The following is a 15891-nucleotide window of genomic DNA, read 5'->3' as shown; positions in this document are numbered from 1 at the left end:
CTTAATAATAAGCCTGCGAACCCCAAGATTTTGTTTCTGCAGTAGCTGGTATAGACCCTTTAAAGCCACCTGGCACAGCTTGGTAATTGAGTGCTTGTGTTGCGCCCACCTCAGAGGTGAAATAGCCAAATACTATGAGTGCTTTTAGAAAACTAAATTGACTTTTCTCAATATCTGTCGTTAAGGCATCACTTTCAATATCTAGCAACAACTGCTGCTGCTGTTGAGGCTGCAGTAACACAAATGTTTTGCCAAATTTTTTATTTGCCTGCATATCTACGGTGTTTATAATTTGGATACAGTCATTTTGTTGCTGTTTCGAGTGGCAGTGTTGCAGCTGATGTGGGACAAATTCATGACATCCAGCTTCGACTGCACTAGGTGTGTCTGTTTTAGGCAGTATGGTTTCGCATAGGCTATAAAGTACAGTGAGTGCATGCTCTGTAAACAAAGTGCCATTTTTTGATAAGGGTAACCCTTGTGCTGTAAACGTGTCAGTTTCAGGTTTACTGCAGCCTGACAGGACCGCTAATGCTGTACTTGCACCAAATAAGCCAACCATCTTTTTCATAAAAAGACGGCGGTTACCTTGATCATTTACTGTTTTCTGTAATTCGGTTTTAATTAAATATGTTGGCATATCAATCTCCTCAATACGTTTTCTAAACAAGTGCTTTTATGTATCAATATCTGCTCATGAATCTACGGTCTGCTCAGTTTTTACTTTACGCATAAACCAATAAAACCCTGCAAATGCGACGATCAAAATCAATGGGAATATAACTAAATTCCCCAGAGCAGCTTGGCCCGATGCAAGGGCTAAATCGTTGCCCGTTAAACCGGATGCTTCGGCTTGGTTAGTTGCATTCTCAATCCAACTACCAATAATTGGACTCCAAATCGTGACAGACAACATACCTGCACCACCCATCAGAGACATGCCCAAAGCTCCAGATTTCGGCACGTATTCACCCACACAACCAATCATAGTCGGCCAAAAATAGGTGACGCCAAGTGCGAACACTACCGCCGCGAAGTACACAGCGCTACCTTGAAGCTGGATCATTAAGAATAAACCGAGAGAGGTCAAAATGGCGGAAATCAGTAATACGCCCGCAGGAGCAAAACGCTGTACTAATGGACCTGCAAAGAAGCGTCCAACGGCCATAATACCTGTCACTAAAGCCAATATCAGCATGGGGTGGGCGCCAGATGCACCGAGTATTTGATTAATCCAAGAGCCGGTGCCCAGTTCACTGGTGGCTGTTAGTGTCATACAAAAAATTAAAAACAAATACATGGGTGAAAATAGATGTGTAAAGTTGCTTGACGTCGAATTAGTTATTTTATCAAACTCTGGAAAAACACATCCTAACATCAGTGCGCCATAGATTAATGTTGGAATAATAATCACGGCAACTTGAAGTTCCCAGCCCATACCCATGGAGGTCATGCCTGCTGAAATGAGCGATCCAATCACCAAACCGCCAGGGAACCAAACATGAAATTTGTTGAGCATGGTGGTTTTGTTTTTTGGATATAGATCAGCAATCATAGGGTTACAACCAGCTTCGACTAAACCATTGGCAAAACTTACCAAAAATGTCGAAATCATTAAGCCCCAAAAACTACTTGAAGTAATGGTCAGTCCTATTCCAATCAGGTGGCCAACAAATGCACACCAGACTATTTTTTTTGCCCCTATGGCATTATATAAAATGCCTCCAAGCATAGTTGCCACAGGGAATCCAAAGGTTCCCATACCTAAAATCCAACCCATCTGTACAGTGGTTAGGCCATATTGAATGCCCAAATCACCGATGATCCCAGCGCGGATAGCAAATGTCATTGAAGTAACAGTTAATGCGATGCAACTGAGTAAAAATACTCTTTTCGCTTGAGCTTCGGTAAATTCTGCGGTGTTACTCATATTGTTAGTCTCATTTTAAACGTCTCATTTTAGGCCCAAAATTTTATTATTCATTTCAACGTCTTGCTCTACACCTGCAAAATCGTCAAAGGCTTTTTCGGTTGGTCTAATTAAATGTTCGCTAATAAATTTAGCGCCTTCTGCCGCGCCATCAAGGGGGTGTTTAATGCAACATTCCCATTCCATCACGGCCCAACCATCAAAGTCGTACTGGGTCATCTTGCTGAAAATGGCTTTAAAGTCGATTTGGCCATCCCCTAAAGAGCGAAAGCGCCCAGGTCTGTCTATCCATGCTTGATAGCCGCCGTATACACCACTGCGCCCATTGGGAGTGAACTCTGCATCTTTTACATGGAAGGCTTTAATGCGTTCATGATAAATGTCTATAAAGGCAAGGTAGTCGAGTTGTTGTAATACAAAATGACTGGGGTCATACAATATATTGGCGCGGGGATGATTATCGACGGCTTCTAGGAAGCGTTCAAAGGTCACACCGTCGTGTAAATCTTCCCCTGGGTGAAGTTCGTAACAAACGTCTACACCGGCTTCATCAAAGGCGTTTAAAATAGGTAACCAACGCTTAGCTAATTCTGTAAAGCCTTGCTCAACCACGCCAGCAGGGCGCTGAGGCCATGGGTATATGGTTTGCCATAATAAAGCACCAGAAAAACTGGCATGACCTGTTAAACCTAACCGCTGGCTGGCTTTAGCGGCATACATCATTTGTTCCACTGCCCATTCGGTGCGTGCTTTAGGGTTATTTCGTACATGTTTTGGGGCAAAACCGTCAAACATCTGATCGTAAGCAGGGTTTACAGCAACTAACTGGCCTTGCAGATGGGTGGAAAGCTCAGTGATTTCTAGTCCAGCTTCACCTGCGACACCTCGTATTTCATCGCAATAGTCTTGGCTATTCGCCGCCATTTCTAAGTTAAACAATCGACCTTCCCAAGTCGGAACTTGGATACCTTTAAAACCTAATCCTGCCGCCCAATTACAAATTTCAGGAAAAGAGTTGAACGGTTTGTCATCGCTAGCGAATTGCGCTAAAAATATACCAGGGCCTTTGATTTGTTTCATTAGGCTACTCCTGAAACGGTTGAGGGAGATAAATCGAAGTCATGCCATTTTAATTCGGACTGACTAAACTTCACTGTATTTTCGATAAACGCCATGCCACGGACAGCTTGAACAATTCCAGGTACGTCGAATGTTTCGTTTGAGCATGGAAGGCCTTGTTCAAACGCTTGTATTTGTTTAGCAAAATTTTGATAAATATTGGCAAAGGCTTCTAAATAACCTTCAGGGTGCCCCGCGGGTATGCGCATCGCTGCCTGAGCAGCAGGGCAAAAATCTCCCACTCCAGTGCGGATCAATTGGGTAGATTTTGTGTTAGATCTTAGCCATAAACTATTAGGCTCCATTTGTGACCAGTCGATACTGGCTTCGTCTCCATATATTCGCAAGCGCAAGTTGTTTTCTTCGCCTACTGCTATTTGACTAGACATTAAAACGCCACGAGCCCCGTTATTAAAGCGCAATAATACGGTGCCATCGTCGTCGAGTTGACGACCATCAACCACCGCATTTAAGTCTGCACACATAGCTGAAATGTTCGCACCTGTGACATATTCAGCCAAATTGGCAGCATGCACCCCAATATCTCCCATACAGCAGCTTACACCTGCTCTTGAGGGGTCAACACGCCATTGTGCTTGTTTACTCAGTTCATCATTTTTACTTGCTAACCAATCTTGGCTGTATTCCACTACTACTTTTTTGATTTTCCCCAAAATGCCCGTTGCTATTAAGTGTTTGGCTTGTTTAATCAAAGGATAACCATTGTAGGTATGAGTGAGTCCGTATAGTTGGTGAGATGTTTTTAATAGTTCTGCTAAGTCCAATGCTTCTTGAAGTGTGAAAGTAGCGGGCTTATCGCTGAGTACATGAAACCCTGCTTCTAGTGCCGCTTTAGCGACAGGGAAATGCAAATGATTAGGCGTAACAATAGAAACAAACTGCATTCTTTGGTGTATCGGTAACTTAGCTTCTGCCGCGAACATTTGGGCATAATCTGCGTAACATCGAGTAGCAGGTAAATACAAGTGTTTGCCAGAAGATATACTTTTTTCTGGATCTGAGCTGAAAGCACCGCATACTAATTCAATATTGCCATCTAGGTTAGCTGCCATTCGATGCACTGCACCAATAAATGCATCTTGGCCACCACCGACCATTCCCATTCTTATTTTTTTAGACTGTTCCAAGGTGTTGCCCAGTTATCACTAAATAGATTAATTGAATAATCATAAGTTAAATTTATGTTAAATATGCTAGCTTATTTAAGTTACTCGAGCCTAAGATAAATTCGGCAATAGAATGCAATAAATTCGGCGTGTTTAATTTTTATATGACTTCTGAATTTAACCTGCTTTGGTTGTCCATCTTTTGTCTAGAGTAGCTTGAACAAATACATACGCTTCAGTATCTAAATACATGACTTGAGTCTCGACCGATACATGAGAGATAAACAGGCATAATAGTGAAAGGTAACATATGAAATTAATGACTGGTTTATTAGGGTTTATGATTTTTTCAGCATCTGCCAAGATGCCGGGTTTTGATATTTACTTGGGTGATTTAGTGCTTAAAGATCAGCGATTAAAAGTGAGTCATCTTAAGGCGCTAACTAACACATCCGCATACGAGAACCAGCCTTTTTTTTTGCCAGATAGTGATGCGCTACTTTATACCTCTGCGCTAACAAAAAACAAGGTCGAGCAAACTGACAGTATGCTTATTTCTCTTAAGTCAGGTCAGATTTCAAATTTAACAAATTCATCCGAAAGTGAGTATTCACCAACTTTAATGCCATCTGGAAACAGCTTTTCTGTGATACGAGCTGTTAATGATGAACAGAAACTCTGGCGCTATCCATTATATCCTGAGCGGCCATCTGCTAAGCCTGCAAGTGAGTTATTGACCCATATCAATCCAGTTGGATATCACGCTTGGGTAGATAATAACCGGGTGATGCTGTTTGTTCTGGGAGAGTCTCACACATTGCAGCTAGCGGATGTACAAAAGCAGACAAGCCAAGTGTTAGATGAAAATATTGGTCCAAGTTTGTTAGCAATTCCACACTCGCCATTGATGAGTTATACCGTGTCTGTTGGTGCAGGGGAGTCTATTCAATGGCAATTGAAAAGTTATCACCCTGATACGGACCAAATAGAACGGTTAACTACTTTACCAAAAGGTGCTTATTATTACGCTTGGTCTGGAAACGGTTTTGCCATCGCCGCAGTCAACAGTGTATTGATGCAGTGGGATAAGACAAATGCTGTTAAAGGCTGGCGGTCTTTTGCTGATGTTTCTGACGTCTGCCCTAAGGGGGTGACGCGCCTCACTACGAACTTACTCAACAGTAAAATTGCGCTTGTTTGCACATTGTAACCCGCCAATCGAATCTTGGTCTATTGTCAGAGTCGCCCGTAACAATGAGTATTAATTATGTTTAAAATGGTGTTGTTAAATCTTTTTCAGAAAAGGATTACTGGGCTCATTGTGATAATTTTGGTACACAAGGATTGATGCAGATAAAACGTCTGTCTTCGGGCCAATATTAAAGCCGATGGGCTATTTCATGCCTTTTATTTTTCCGCTTTTGGACTGTAATGTGCCTCAATGGAGGTTGTGAACGCCTTTGAGTGAGTCATTGATTGATAACAGAAAATAAAGTAGTGAATTGGAATGAAACTTCGTTCGTACTAACGTGATATTATCTACATGATGTTGAGCCATGAGGCCATCGAGCGAGTTATACTCAGCAATAGGAAACAGATATGTTTAAACAACTATTTATTGACCATCCAAAGACCGTCAACGAGACATACATACAACATTTTTTCACCGCAATGAGTTTTTCAATGAAACTTTTTAAGGCAGCAATAGCCTGCTTTATTCATGCTTTAGTGCCAGGTTTATGTATCAAAACCGGCAGTAAGGCCATTACTGAGTTACATGTAAAGATGGTCACTTTTAGGGTGAAAGCTAGTAGTGAAGTGGCCCCAAATGAACATATTGAGAGTCCGATAGAATATATGATTTAGCTTAACTGCAATATTTTTTCATCGCCTTGAGCCTTATATACCTCGCCAATCTTAACCGCGTCATTTTTACTCATAAGGTCACGACCCACATCTGCTGAAACAGACACCAGTAAGCCACCATTTGTTTGAGGGTCTAGTAAACATTTAATCAGCGCCCAATCTACATTATTGGTATCACATTGAAGCAACATCGGCATTAATTGTGGCATTAATGTGGACTCAAACCCTTGGCGACTTAATTCAAGTGCGCCTTCGATGAGTGGCACATTGTCCGTTATGATTTTTACACCAAATTGTGTTCCTTTAAGCATTTCTAAAAGATGCCCAATAAGACCAAAACCGGTTACGTCAGTGGCTGCGTGTATCTGTATATTTTTGAGCGTCAAGAAAAACGCTCTATTTGAATGCAGTAAGGTACGCCACAGTGCTTCAATACTTTGAGTGGTCGCCTTACCTTGGGAATCTGCCGCAAGTATAAGTCCAGAGCCCAATGGTTTATTTAAAAGTAACCAATCACCTTCTTGAGGGGCATTTTTTTGCCAATATTTGTGGCCTGTTCCATTGATCACAAGCGCTAAATGGGTCTCTATGCCCTCTGTGCTATGGCCACCCACTAGTGTGGTTTCATGGTGAAGCAAGGTGTCGGTGACGCCTTGCATTAATCGTTTAAAATCTCGTTTGGTTAACCGTGGGTGTTCAAACTTTAAATTGACCCACACTTGGGCGCTGGTTGGCTGTAAACCCATGGCGTATAAATCGTTAACAGCGTGATGGGTTGCCGCGATACCCAATTTATAATCATCGTCACTAAAAGCGCGAAACCCATCAATGCTTTGCAATAACGAGGTATTGTTAATGACTGCCGCAACTGGCGCATCTTCTGCTTGTGTTAAATCTGTATCAAAATGTTTATTTGGAAAAACACTGAGTTCTTTAAGGGTATCGCCTAATAATGCAGGGCCAATTTTACTGCCACACCCAGCGCAATGCATGGGTTCGTGATCCATTGCAGGTATGGCAGGTAGATTTTTAGAAAACAAGGCCATAAATTTTTGGTCGATTTGATCTTTCCATCGCCAAACCCATTCACCTTTTAAGCTTAACCAACCCCGTTGGCCCACTGCGTTTTTACCGCCAAGAGAAATGAGCGACAAAAAATCAGTTTGCAGTGATACAGGTGTCATCACTTGTTGGCTAAATGCAGCACGTAAGTTTTTAGTTAAAAAAGGTGCCGCACGCACAGCGAAGACACCCGCTTTGGGTCGAGGTGATTGAACCATAGTTGCCACATCACCACAGGCAAATACATCCTTGTGGGAGGTGCTTTGTAAAAACTCATTTACAGCAATAAATCCGCGTTCGTCCGTATCAAGTCCGGCAAGTGTCGGCCATTTCGGCGCCGTTGCCGGAGTGCACCAAATAGACTTTTCAATATTCAGGGTGTTGCCTGTGTCCGATTCAATCGCATTTTTAGTGACGCAAGAAACGCGAAATCCTGTAATCAATTCTATACCATATTGCTTTAATGCAATCGCCACGTGTTTTTGTACATTACGATGATAACCCGGTAATAATGTAGCGCCCGATTGCACCAATGACAGCTTTAAGGAATCGCCTGCCTGCTTAAACCGATAAGCAATGGCAAGTACCATTTCAATCCCTGCCGCACCACCGCCAATAACAGCCCAATGGGGCGTATTGTGCTTGGTTTTTTGGGCAATTAGTGTTTGCCACTTAGCAGTGAGTTGGCTAACTGGCTTAACCCCAACACCAAATTCACGGGCACCCGTAACATTGACGTTAGGTGTAGAGCCGGTATTGATGGATACTTTGTCATATCCAATGCTGGCTTGGTTGTCTAATTGTATTGTTTTATTCGCTAAATCTATGCCGTTGACGCGACCGTGAATTAAACGAACCTGTGCCGCTTTACACAATTTGTTTAAGTCTAGATGTGTCTCGTGTTCACTGTAATGACCTGCAATATAGCCCGGCAGCATACCTGAATAGGGCGTTAACAACGTATTGGTAATGAGTGTTAAGCGCGCATTGTCTATTGGTTTCATAGCCAACATTCTCAACACCAAAGAATGCGAATGCCCACCGCCGATAAACACTAAGTCACGTTCATACATGGTGATGTTTACTTATAAACGCAAAGGCTACCGCTTTATAACCTAACCAAGGTGTGTTCATGGGAATGATCAAATGCTTACATAACATCATGTTGAGGCTAGCCATTGAATGATTTCGTCATGGGAGCCTTTGAAAATAGTTTTTTCGTTTTTTTGTTGATACTGATATTCATATATCGGGTCGTAATATTCACTGAGTAGTATGTGGATAATATCGTCAAATCCAGACCACTGACTTTGGCTTTTCAGTGAGTTAATTGCTGAATCAAGTGTTGCATTAATCAACGTAAATCGATCCCCACCTAAGCGTTTTTTAATGCGCAAAACTGCATCACGAATAAAAGTGTCCAGATCATCATAAGAGGTGACGGGGTCATTTTTTTGATAATGCTCGAACGCATGCATAAAATAATCTCGTCGGATGCGAGCAATACGCTCTTCATAATGAGCTTCGAGCAAAATGTTATTGGCGAGCTTCGTCGCCGCTAAATACTCTGGAAATACAACAACCCGACCAATCAAACGTGATTCATCTTCAATCAGTACCGGTGAATCGTTAACATGGATGCGTTTTAACCATGCCACTGACCATGCATTTTCGAAATTAATTTGTGTCGGTTGTGCAACAAAGGTTTTACCAAAAGCGCTGCCTCTGTGGTTGGCTAAGCCTTCTAAGTCAATGGAGTGAGGCCATTCGCTGATGACTTCTGTTTTACCGCTGCCTGTTTTACCTGATAATACAAGAAAATTGCCTGTGGCGGCTCTTTGTTGCAATTGCTCAAGCAGATAAGTACGCATCGCTTTATAGCCACCTTCCACATAGGGTCGGTCTATGCCTGTATCATTGAGCCATTGCTGAGCAATGCGAGATCGTAAACCCCCTCTAAAGCAGTAAAAAATGCCGTTGGGGTGTTCGTTGGCTAAATTTTGCCATTGTTGTAAACGTTGCGCTTTTACATCCCCAAAAATTAATTGATGGCCGAGTGCAACCGCTGCATCTGAACTCTGTTCTTTATAGCAGGTACCTACTGCTTCGCGCTCATCATCATTCATTAAAGGTGCATTGATGCTGCAGGGAAATGCCCCTTTCATAAATTCGATGGGCGCACGCACGTCTATCATCGGTGTATCGGATAAAAATAGCTGTTTGAAATCGGTGATAGGTTGCAAAATAAGGACTCGGATAATGTGAATACGTATTATGGCGCCCTAAGGGGGGAGAACTCAAATAAGATTCAACTGTTATTAATTGACGGTCACAAATATTTTGCAGATATATCGATAAAATAAGGTGTTCATTCTGATTATTGACAACCCGACCTTGCAGCAAGTTTGATTGACATGCGCTTAGCGGACAAGCCTAGCCGTCACTTGTAGGAATACCCAATAAAACCCGAGGTGACAGATACATAGGCTATGGCCTGTATTGTCTATTGTCTCGTAGTGGTGTTGTTTTTAAACGGTATAATAAACGCACTATCAATTCTCTATATCAAAGACCCGCTTTTATCGACCCCTAATAAGTAATGTTGTATGGGCATGGAGATTAACATTTTATTCTACCTATAGATTGCAGCGGTTCTAATTAGATCATTCGGTCAAATAGGCTTAATGTCTCTTTCATTAGTCTTGTTTGCTCCGCAACTAATTTATGTAATTGCCCTTGTTTTGGCAACTTTTGCAGCTCGTCATTGATGTCCCGTTGTCTTTTGATGGCGTCTATTAGTGAAATTTGTAAAACCTTGTTACCAATACGGCTCATATAAACATCCTTATTATTGTTTATGTTAATAATTATAACTAGAAGCAGGTTAAAAATAGCTGGTCCTGAAATACTGTTTAGAAGCGTTTCAAAGCTTCTCTTTAGTATTTTAACAGTGCTTTTCAGTGAACCCGTTAGAGCAAAAAAACGCTATGTATGCTGACTACTGTGATGTCCAAAAAGTTGTACACGCGTGGCGTTAAATTCCAGCGGCTGTAGTATGCAGTATTGTAAGTTTTAATTGTGTGATCCTGATCAATGATTGTGCGTGAGACTAATTTTTATTTGATCTGATACTTGTCTCAAATTGTAAGTTTTTGTCAACAGACTCTGAGGTTAGAGTTGTTTAATAAGGGTAGATGTTTGGCGCTTTTGATTTAGTCGTTGATAGTGAACTTTGTGGCTGCGATTTAGTTGCTGATAAAGTTAATAATGCCGCCCACAACAAAAGCATTAAGTTACCAATAAATACGGATACATCCCAAATAACATACCTGTTATATCAGTAAATATTGCCATCTTTGAGTTATTTTTATAATTCCTTCTTTAGGGTGAAGCTATTTTTTAATTCAAAATACATTAGAAACGGCAATACCTAAAATGACGCTGCCGTTTCTTATTGAGTGGCCTAATCGTTATTGGCTAATTTCTCAGCAATCCATTTTCCAACTAATTGGTCTAAAATATCTAACGGTACTGCACCATTTTTTAGAACAACATCATGAAATTCACCTAGTACAAACTTATCGCCTATAGCGGCTTTAGCTTTTTCCCGCAGTTCTAAAATCTTCATCATGCCTACTTTATATGCGGTGGCTTGGCCCGGTAACACTATGTAGCGTTCAATTTCTGAAGTGACATCCGATTCAGCCATGCCTGTATTATTAAGCATATAAGTGATAGCTTCCTCCCGCGTCCAGCGTTTCTCATGGATCCCTGTGTCTACAACCAAACGTACTGCTCTAAATAGCTCTGCCTGAAGTCTTCCTATGTTATCGAAAGGGTCATCTTGAAAGCCTAACTCCCATGCTAAGTATTCAGTATACAAAGCCCACCCTTCGGAATAAGCAGTAAATAGTGGCAATGTTCTGAAAATTGGCAAGCCAACTAACTCCATTCCAATAGCAATTTGGAAATGGTGGCCTGGTATGCCTTCATGATATGCCAATGTTCGCATGCTATATTTTGGTGTGGCTTTGACATCATATAAGTTAGCGTAAAAAATCCCCGGACGTGAACCGTCTATTGAAGGAGGATAATAGTAAGCACCTGGTGCGGTTTTCTCTTTAAATAATGGAATACGTTTCACTTCCATTCCTGCTTCTGGCCGTATAGAAAAACTGTCTCCTAAGCCTCTGTCAATTTCATCTAAAATGGTTTGATAATCAGCGAGTATTTGCTCACGTCCTTCGTCAGTATCAGGGTAATAAAAGCGTTTTTGAGATGCGAGTTCATTAATAGCAGCAGTAAAACCTTGGGTAACGTCAAACCCCTCACTGGCCAATATAGATAATATTTCACTTTGAATTCGCGCCACTTCTTCTAAACCAATATTATGAATTTTGTCAGCACTGAAATCAGTCGTGGTCATAAAACGTAATCTAAGATTATAAACGTCTTCACCTTGAGGCATGCTCCACAAGCCATCATCTGAATTAGTTTTACTTTTTAGCTCAGTAAAATATTCAATTAGCATTTGGTAAGTGGGGTAAACCGTTTGTTCAATTTCGGCTGCTACTGCGGCCAATAATTCAGCTTTTTGTTGGCTGGTGATGGATTCACTCTCATCTATTTTTTTCTCTAACGACGTGTACAGCACGTTTTCTGTGGCTGGTATGCCGATGAAATCCGTCATTTCATCAATCACACGCTCCACAACAAAGGTGGGTGGGAATATGTTTTTTTCTGCACGAATGCGCATACCCTCAAGGGTTTGTGTGTAAAAACGTTTAGACTCGCTTAGTCGAGATATGTAGTGCTCAACACTTTCAACATTGGAAATAGCATGTTGCGCATCCATAAAGCTAGGAAAATTACTTTGGGCTCCGAACATTTGATTAAACGGGTAATCATGATATTGATACTTTTCCATATCATCTAAGAGATTGAGTAAATACATGGCGATTTCTTTGGATGTCAACTCGTCTTCACTTAAGTCTTCATCTTTATATTGCAACATGGTCTCACGCACTTTTTTTAAGCGCTTTAAAAGGGCCAATGAGGTAGCTTCACTCGCATCATTCAAATGTGCGTTATGACCTGTTATGCCTAAATTTTCAAGAATACCAATTGAAGTCAGGAGTTCAGGGCTATCTAATGCCTCTTTAATTAAAGTCCTGTTTAGGAAATTATTGAATGAAAATGGTTTTTCTGCATTCCATTCGTAAGTTGCTGAAGCGCCTGCAACTACCATTAACGCTAGGATGGTAATGCCTAGCCATTTAAAAAAGACTTTCATGGTTGGTCCCTTGTTGTTATTTTTATATCCAAAATCAGAGACTATTATCACACTTCGTAAATTGGTATTGCAACTGTCAGATTTTGTGACTTATGTAATGTCCCTTTACGCTTTTACCCTACAAACCAACAACTCACATGGATAGCCAGGACAATTTGACTCTGTAGTGAGTTGAACTAGGGTTAATGCAACGCACCATGGAATTGATTAATGCTATTGGAGTGAAATATTGACCCGCATCAAATTTTGTTTCACTGGCATTTTTTTCCAATAAGCCTTCGTATAAATCCCCTAAACCGTCTTTGTTATCACTAAAGCAATCTTCAATTTCATCGAAACGTTTAATTGTTAGCTCTAAATGCCTAGGCCCAAGTAATCGGGTTTGGGCATCGGCATAAATGGCGCTGATCACTCATTTATGCCGTTCGACCTGATCTTAAGCAAGGTAAATGTAGTCATAAGGTTCGATTGCTAATATCAAACATTATTCGTAACAATATATAGATGAGAAATATAGATGAGAATTTTCCCCTAAATATAAATCTGCTCTAATAAAAAAGCGACTACTCATAAGAATAGTCGCTTCTAGTTTTGTTCTTTATTTTTTAGTTTCGGTTTTAAAATAGTTTCGTACTTTATTTAATTCGTACACTAACAACGAACACACTAACCTAACTGGTTAGTTATTCCACCGTCACACTTTTTGCTAAGTTTCTGGGTTGGTCTACATCTGTGCCCTTAATGACTGCGACGTAATAAGACAACAGTTGAAGTGGAAGTGTATAAACAATAGGTGCTACAGCCGCTTCGCAATGTGGGACGTTAATCACGCGCATCGTATCGTCACTTTTAAAGTGAGCGTTTTTGTCAGCAAAAACATACATAATGCCGCCACGTGCACGGACTTCTTCAACGTTTGATTTGAGCTTTTCGAGTAGTTCATTATTAGGTGCGACGACTATGACGGGCATTTCATCGTCAATTAACGCTAACGGCCCATGTTTAAGTTCACCTGAGGCATAGGCTTCAGCATGAATGTAAGAAATCTCTTTGAGTTTAAGTGCCCCTTCCATCGCGATGGGGTATTGATCGCCCCGGCCTAAAAACAAGCTGTGATGTTTATCGGCAAATTCTTTAGCCAGTTCTTTTATCCCATCGGTTAAAGTCAGGGTTTCTTCTAATTTAGCGGGTAGGCTATGTAATGCTTTCACAATATCGTCATGGTCTGTTTGACTCATGTTGTTGTGTTGGCCAATCGCTAAGGTCAACATTAAAAAACCAGTCAGCTGAGTCGTAAATGCCTTAGTGGAGGCAACACCAATTTCTGCTCCAGCAAGGGTCATAAAGGCTAAGTCTGATTCTCTAACCAAGGATGAACCGGGTACGTTACAGATAGTTAAACTTGCTGAGTAACCCTGTTGTTTGGCAAGCCTAAGTGCAGCAAGTGTGTCCGCTGTTTCACCAGATTGTGAAATAGTGACGATTAAACTATTGGGATGCACAAAAGATTTTCGGTAGCGAAACTCTGAGGCAATTTCGACATTACAGGACACATTGGCATATTGTTCTAACCAGTATCGTGCTGTCATGCCTGAATGGTAACTGGTGCCACATGCAATAATTTGCACATGTTGAATACCGGCTAATATTTTATCAGCACCTTGGCCAAATATATTTGGGCTGATACCGTTATCACTTAATCGGCCTTGCAATGTGTTACGAATAACACTTGGCTGTTCGTGAATTTCTTTTAGCATATAGTGGCGATAACCGCCTTTATCTCCCGCATCGTGTTCGACATCTGACTCAATAATGTCTCGCTCTACTGGTGTGCCAGTTTGGTCGTAAACATGAATGCTGGTACGGGTAATTTCGGCCACATCGCCTTCTTCTAAAAACATAAAACGTCTGGTAACAGGTAATAATGCCATTTGATCTGAGGCGATAAAGTTTTCGCCTATGCCTAAGCCAATCACTAATGGACTGCCAGAGCGTGCCACAATGATGCGCTGCAGATCCTGTTTATCCATGATTACCGTACCGTAGGCACCATGAAACTTAGTCACAGCGTTTTGTACTGCTTTAAGTAAGTCGCCACACTGGTCAAGTTCTAAGTGAACCTGATGGGCAATCGTTTCGGTGTCTGTGTCTGAGCTAAAACCATAGCCGGCTTGGGTGAGATCTTGGCGTAATGTTTGGTGGTTTTCGATGATACCGTTGTGTACGACTGCAATACGTTCAGATGAAAAGTGTGGGTGGGCGTTGGCTTCGGTCACTCCTCCATGGGTCGCCCAACGGGTATGGGCTATCCCCGTTCCACCTTTAACTGGTTGCTCTTTTAATGCTTGTGCCAGTTCTTTTACTTTTCCTATTCGTCTGGTACGGGTGAGATTACCTTGGTTATCCAATAGGGCAACGCCGGCCGAGTCGTATCCTCGGTATTCTAAGCGGCGTAAGCCTTCTAATAATATTTCAACTACATTACGTTCGGCAATAGCCCCTACAATCCCACACATATTAAGCTCCAATCTCTGTTGTCTTGGCACAGATAACGTCTACGCCATGCTGTTCAATTTGTTGTTTTACATTTGCTGATATTTTATTGTCAGTTACTAAAACCGAAATTGCACTCCAGGGCAACTCTACATTCGGTATTTTTCTTTGTAATTTTTCAGACTCGGCCATCACAATCACTTGATTGGATACCTTGGCCATTGTTTGGCTTAATTGAGTTAATTCATTAAACGTAGTGGTGCCTTTTAGCGGGTCTAAGCCTGCCGCACCAATAAAGGCTTGATCGAAGTTATATTCATTCAGTACCAGCTCGGCCATTTTACCTTGGAAAGAATGGGATTGAGCGTCCCATGTACCCCCGGTCATTAACACTTTGGGTTCGTTTTCTCGCTCTAACAAATAACTGACTACTTGTAGTGAGTTAGTCATCACTAACAGGCCTGTCTTATGTTTTAATTCAGGTAACAATGCTGCTGTAGTGCTGCCACTGTCAATAATAATGCGATTGTGATCTCTAATTAAAGAAGCCGCGGCACCAGCGATAGCTTTTTTGTGTGGGGAACGCTTTTCATCTGATAGTTCAGAAGAGCTGGTTGGCAGTAAAATAGCCCCACCAAACTTTCTTAGCAGCAGCCCACTGCTTTCGAGTTCGACAAAATCTTTACGTATGGTCACTTCTGAAGTGGAGAACAACCTAGCTAATTCATCCACTGCTACTTCGCCAGTAAGATTGAGCTGTTCGACGATTGCACGTCTTCTTTGTTGGGTATTACGTTTTTGCATGTAGTTAGAATAAGTTTCGATTTGAAACTTATTCTAACTTTAATCTTACGTAACGCAAGTTGTGTTTGTCTAAAAAAGTAAAAATAAAGACTTCAGTGATTATTTAGGTGTTAAAGCAGCATATACACAGCACAATATATAAGTTGGTGAGCGTAACCTTGTTTTTCATCTCAGCTGTATGAGTCATATCGTTTTTT

Annotated in this window: 12 protein-coding genes and 1 pseudogene; 2 read left to right on the top strand and 11 right to left on the bottom strand. The window is 41.3% G+C overall.

Annotated features, from left to right (window positions below; genetic code table 11):
• Position 1: 1 nt before the first annotated feature.
• Genes Q0Y52_RS02235 through Q0Y52_RS02220 form a run of 4 tightly spaced genes read right to left on the bottom strand, consistent with a single transcriptional unit; the run spans position 2 to position 4173 of the window.
• Positions 2-640, bottom strand: coding sequence for a gluconate 2-dehydrogenase subunit 3 family protein (locus Q0Y52_RS02235; RefSeq protein ID WP_297817423.1), 639 nt, complete (start codon positions 638-640; stop codon positions 2-4).
• 54 nt (positions 641-694) lie between these two features.
• On the bottom strand, positions 695-1930 hold the full coding sequence (locus Q0Y52_RS02230) for a sugar MFS transporter (protein ID WP_297817420.1): 1236 nt from the start codon (positions 1928-1930) through the stop codon (positions 695-697).
• Positions 1931-1954: 24 nt separating this feature from the next.
• Positions 1955-3010 (bottom strand): sugar phosphate isomerase/epimerase, encoded by a 1056-nt coding sequence (locus tag Q0Y52_RS02225; protein WP_297817417.1) that lies wholly within the window; start codon positions 3008-3010, stop codon positions 1955-1957.
• The gene (locus tag Q0Y52_RS02220) at positions 3010-4173 is read right to left on the bottom strand and encodes a Gfo/Idh/MocA family oxidoreductase (RefSeq protein ID WP_297818101.1); all 1164 of its coding nucleotides are present in this window, start codon (positions 4171-4173) and stop codon (positions 3010-3012) included. Before Q0Y52_RS02220 ends, Q0Y52_RS02225 begins: the two co-directional genes overlap by 1 nt.
• A 313-nt stretch (positions 4174-4486) precedes the next feature.
• On the opposite strand from Q0Y52_RS02220, the gene Q0Y52_RS02215 reads away from it, so the two are divergent.
• Together Q0Y52_RS02215 and Q0Y52_RS02210 are read left to right on the top strand one after the other, a co-directional pair.
• The gene (locus tag Q0Y52_RS02215) at positions 4487-5386 is read left to right on the top strand and encodes a hypothetical protein (protein ID WP_297817414.1); all 900 of its coding nucleotides are present in this window, start codon (positions 4487-4489) and stop codon (positions 5384-5386) included.
• 389 nt (positions 5387-5775) lie between these two features.
• Positions 5776-6042: a DUF6356 family protein gene (locus Q0Y52_RS02210; protein WP_271863662.1), complete on the top strand. Its 267-nt coding sequence runs from the start codon at positions 5776-5778 to the stop codon at positions 6040-6042.
• Here Q0Y52_RS02210 and selD read toward each other — a convergent pair.
• The 7 genes and pseudogenes from selD to Q0Y52_RS02175 all read right to left on the bottom strand — a co-directional run bounded on the left by selD (position 6039) and on the right by Q0Y52_RS02175 (position 15694).
• Positions 6039-8177, bottom strand: a complete 2139-nt coding sequence (gene selD / locus Q0Y52_RS02205; protein WP_297817407.1) for a selenide, water dikinase SelD — start codon at positions 8175-8177, stop codon at positions 6039-6041. The genes Q0Y52_RS02210 and selD overlap by 4 nt on opposite strands.
• A gap of 87 nt (positions 8178-8264) precedes the next feature.
• Positions 8265-9347, bottom strand: coding sequence for a tRNA 2-selenouridine(34) synthase MnmH (gene mnmH / locus Q0Y52_RS02200; RefSeq protein WP_297817405.1), 1083 nt, complete (start codon positions 9345-9347; stop codon positions 8265-8267).
• A gap of 415 nt (positions 9348-9762) precedes the next feature.
• Positions 9763-9939, bottom strand: coding sequence for a hypothetical protein (locus tag Q0Y52_RS02195; protein ID WP_271864124.1), 177 nt, complete (start codon positions 9937-9939; stop codon positions 9763-9765).
• Between the two features lie 628 nt (positions 9940-10567).
• Positions 10568-12397 carry a DUF885 family protein gene (locus Q0Y52_RS02190; protein WP_297817401.1) on the bottom strand — a complete coding sequence of 610 codons (1830 nt, stop codon included), beginning with the start codon at positions 12395-12397 and terminating at the stop codon, positions 10568-10570.
• Positions 12398-12569: 172 nt separating this feature from the next.
• Positions 12570-12809, bottom strand: a pseudogene (locus Q0Y52_RS02185) (N-6 DNA methylase); the annotation flags it as partial.
• A 271-nt stretch (positions 12810-13080) separates the two neighbouring features.
• Positions 13081-14913: a glutamine--fructose-6-phosphate transaminase (isomerizing) gene (glmS, locus tag Q0Y52_RS02180; protein ID WP_297817398.1), complete on the bottom strand. Its 1833-nt coding sequence runs from the start codon at positions 14911-14913 to the stop codon at positions 13081-13083.
• A gap of 1 nt (position 14914) precedes the next feature.
• Positions 14915-15694: a DeoR/GlpR family DNA-binding transcription regulator gene (locus Q0Y52_RS02175; RefSeq protein ID WP_297817396.1), complete on the bottom strand. Its 780-nt coding sequence runs from the start codon at positions 15692-15694 to the stop codon at positions 14915-14917.
• Positions 15695-15891: the final 197 nt, after the last annotated feature.

Source organism: uncultured Paraglaciecola sp. (assembly GCF_943787955.1).
Classification (GTDB): domain Bacteria; phylum Pseudomonadota; class Gammaproteobacteria; order Enterobacterales; family Alteromonadaceae; genus Paraglaciecola.
The sequence above is the reverse complement of the archived record's forward strand: the minus strand, read 5'-3'. Positions and strand labels throughout refer to the sequence as shown.

What these genes read in the sequence shown, in the direction of transcription:
- Q0Y52_RS02235 (WP_297817423.1), bottom strand. Translation starts at nt 640, where the DNA reads ATGCCAACATATTTAATTAAAACCGAATTACAGAAAACAGTAAATGAT.
- Q0Y52_RS02230 (WP_297817420.1), bottom strand. Translation starts at nt 1,930, where the DNA reads ATGAGTAACACCGCAGAATTTACCGAAGCTCAAGCGAAAAGAGTATTT.
- Q0Y52_RS02225 (WP_297817417.1), bottom strand. Translation starts at nt 3,010, where the DNA reads ATGAAACAAATCAAAGGCCCTGGTATATTTTTAGCGCAATTCGCTAGC.
- Q0Y52_RS02220 (WP_297818101.1), bottom strand. Translation starts at nt 4,173, where the DNA reads ATGGGAATGGTCGGTGGTGGCCAAGATGCATTTATTGGTGCAGTGCAT.
- Q0Y52_RS02215 (WP_297817414.1), top strand. Translation starts at nt 4,487, where the DNA reads ATGAAATTAATGACTGGTTTATTAGGGTTTATGATTTTTTCAGCATCT.
- Q0Y52_RS02210 (WP_271863662.1), top strand. Translation starts at nt 5,776, where the DNA reads ATGTTTAAACAACTATTTATTGACCATCCAAAGACCGTCAACGAGACA.
- selD (WP_297817407.1), bottom strand. Translation starts at nt 8,177, where the DNA reads ATGTATGAACGTGACTTAGTGTTTATCGGCGGTGGGCATTCGCATTCT.
- Q0Y52_RS02195 (WP_271864124.1), bottom strand. Translation starts at nt 9,939, where the DNA reads ATGAGCCGTATTGGTAACAAGGTTTTACAAATTTCACTAATAGACGCC.
- Q0Y52_RS02190 (WP_297817401.1), bottom strand. Translation starts at nt 12,397, where the DNA reads ATGAAAGTCTTTTTTAAATGGCTAGGCATTACCATCCTAGCGTTAATG.
- glmS (WP_297817398.1), bottom strand. Translation starts at nt 14,913, where the DNA reads ATGTGTGGGATTGTAGGGGCTATTGCCGAACGTAATGTAGTTGAAATA.
- Q0Y52_RS02175 (WP_297817396.1), bottom strand. Translation starts at nt 15,694, where the DNA reads ATGCAAAAACGTAATACCCAACAAAGAAGACGTGCAATCGTCGAACAG.